Genomic DNA, 2,461 nt, shown 5'->3' on the forward strand with positions numbered 1-2,461 from the left:
AGCAGCGCCGTCTCGGCCTCGCGATGTCCGAACAGCCGCGAGGTCTCGCGCGGATGCGGAATGGGCGTTTCGCGCTCGGTCTGACGTGGGCTCATGCGGAAACCACCGAGGCCGGTGTGGGAAGCAGACGATCGCGCAGCGCCGTCCAGACTCGTGCCGCAACTGTATCCGGGTCGGAATTGGCGTCGATCAGCACGCAGCGCGCGGGTTCGTCCGCAGCGATCTTGCGATAGGCCTCGCGCAGAGCCTGATGAAAACTGAGCTTCTCACCCTCGAACCTGTCCGGCGTGCCGTTGCCGCGGCGCGCGGCGGCGCGCTGGAGGCCGATCTCGACCGGCAGGTCGAGGATGAGAGTGAGGTCCGGCTTGAGATCGCCGATGGTGACCCGCTGCATCGCGTTGATGAGACCGATTGGAACCTTGCCGAGGCTGCCCTGATAGGCCCGCGTGGAATCGGCGAAGCGGTCGCACAGCACCCAGGTGCCCTGGTTGAGCGCAGGCAGGATCACGGTGCGGACATGGTCATCACGTGCGGCGGCAAACAGCAGCGTCTCGGCTTCGGGTCCGAGCAGCTTGCCCATGCCGGACAGCACCAGATGACGCATGATCTCGGCACCCGGCGAGCCGCCCGGCTCGCGCGTGACCCGGATGCGCAGCTTTGCCGCCTTGAGACGGTCGGCGAGTTTCTTGATCTGGGTCGATTTGCCGGTGCCCTCGCCGCCTTCAAAGGTGATGAAGCGTCCGCGTCCGGACGGCCGCTGTAGCGCGCTCTCACTCATGGTCAGAGCTTCTCGGCGCCTGCGCGGAACATGCCGATCACGAGCTCGCTGGCGCCGTCGATCGCACGTCGCATGGTCGAGCCGGTAGCAATCGCTTCGGCCGCATAGACCGGCGTCTCCACCGCGATGTTGCCGCTGCGCCAGACCTTGACCACGCCGACCCGCTGGCCGGCCTCGACCGGCGCCCGCACCGGGCCGCTATAGACGACGCGCGCAATCAGCTTGTCGCTGCCGTTCTTGTGCACCATCACCTTCACCGGGTTCTTGGCGACGAGCTTGACCGAGCGGCTCTCGCCGCCGAACACCTTGGCGTAGCCGACGGGCTGCTCGGCCGCGATCAGCGTGCGGGTTTCGAAATTGCGAAAACCCCATTCCAGCATCTTCTTGGCTTCCGTAGCACGATCCTCGGGATCTTCGAGCCCGTTGACGACGACGATCAGCCGCGTGCCGTTCTGCACCGCCGAGCCGACCATGCCGTAGCCGCCTTCCTTGGTGTAGCCGGTCTTGAGGCCGTCGGCGCCTTCCATCGAATTGAGCAGCGGATTGCGGTTAGGCTGGCGGATCTTGTTCCAAGTGTACTCCTTCTCGCCGAACAGTTTGTAGAATTCGGGGAAGTCCAGGATGATGTGCCGGGCGAGGATGCCGAGCTCGCGCACCGTCATCTTGTTGCCGGGGTCGGGCAGGCCGTTGGAATTGCCGAAGGTCGACCTGGTCATGCCGAGCTCGCGGGCGCGCTTGGTCATGAAGTCGGCCGCGAAGATCCGCTCGTTGCCCGCCATGGCTTCGGCCAGCGCGATGCAGGCGTCGTTGCCGCTCTGGATGATCGCGCCGTGCAGGAGATCGTCGACCGAGACCTTGCTGTTGATGGCGGCAAACATGGTGGAGCCGCCCGAGGGCGCGCCGCCCCGTCGCCAGGCGTTCTCGCTGATCCGGTACTCGTCGGTCAGCTTGATGTCGCCCTTCTTGATGGCATTGAAGACCACCTCCGCCGTCATCAGCTTCATCATGCTGGAGGGCGCGCGCAGCTCGTCGGCGTTCTTCTCGAACAGCACGCTGCCGCTGGAGGCTTCGATCAGGATCGCGGTCGGGGCATCGCCGTCGAAGCCGGTATCGTCCGCCTTCTTGGCGCCCTGGACGCTCTGGTTGGCGGCCAGAAGCGCCCCACTCCAGCCGATGCCCACAACCAGAACCGTCGCCATCAGCCCGCGCAACAGCGCCCCGGCGGTGAAGCGGGTGCGACGAAGCGAAGAAGGACGAAATGCCATGGCCAAGCCCTGAGAGCGGCGTTCTAACAGCTGGAACCGATGCGAACAACACGAGGTTGGACGCCTGCCGCGAGATTGCACGATTCTCGCCGCGCCCCTATCGTGGCGCCTCATGTTTCTCGACCAAACCCCTGAAACAAGGCGGAAAAGCGATGTCCTCCACCCGTGTGATCAAGACCAACGGCATCGATCTCTTCATCCGCGAAGCCGGCCAGGGTCCGCTGGTGCTGCTGTGCCATGGCTGGCCGGAGCTGTCCTATTCCTGGCGCCACCAGATCCCCGTGCTCGCCGAGGCCGGGTTTCACGTCGTCGCCCCCGACATGCGCGGCTACGGCCAAAGCGCCGCGCCGCCAGACGTTGCCGCCTACTCCATCTTCGACACGGTCGGCGACGTGGTCGGCCTCGTGCAGGCGCTGGG

General features: G+C 65.7%; 3 protein-coding genes. 1 reads left to right on the plus strand and 2 read right to left on the minus strand.

The window, feature by feature from the left end; all coding sequences use genetic code 11:
• Window positions 1-91 precede the first annotated feature (91 nt).
• Together tmk and MOV75_RS34585 are read right to left on the minus strand one after the other, a co-directional pair.
• Window positions 92-778 carry a dTMP kinase gene (gene tmk, locus MOV75_RS34580; protein ID WP_246931934.1) on the minus strand — a complete coding sequence of 229 codons (687 nt, stop codon included), beginning with the start codon at window positions 776-778 and terminating at the stop codon, window positions 92-94.
• 2 nt (window positions 779-780) lie between these two features.
• Window positions 781-2,043, minus strand: coding sequence for a D-alanyl-D-alanine carboxypeptidase family protein (locus MOV75_RS34585; protein WP_246931936.1), 1,263 nt, complete (start codon window positions 2,041-2,043; stop codon window positions 781-783).
• A gap of 152 nt (window positions 2,044-2,195) precedes the next feature.
• On the opposite strand from MOV75_RS34585, the gene MOV75_RS34590 reads away from it, so the two are divergent.
• Window positions 2,196-2,461 (plus strand): alpha/beta fold hydrolase (locus MOV75_RS34590; protein WP_247007584.1); only part of this gene is annotated, 266 nt, incomplete at its 3' end.

The organism is Bradyrhizobium sp. PRIMUS42, assembly GCF_023006515.1.
In the GTDB taxonomy this organism is placed as follows: domain Bacteria; phylum Pseudomonadota; class Alphaproteobacteria; order Rhizobiales; family Xanthobacteraceae; genus Bradyrhizobium.

Bases quoted from the DNA above. Each gene is read 5' to 3' on its own strand.
- MOV75_RS34585 (WP_246931936.1), bottom strand. From the start codon at position 2,043: ATGGCATTTCGTCCTTCTTCGCTTCGTCGCACCCGCTTCACCGCCGGG.
- tmk (WP_246931934.1), bottom strand. From the start codon at position 778: ATGAGTGAGAGCGCGCTACAGCGGCCGTCCGGACGCGGACGCTTCATC.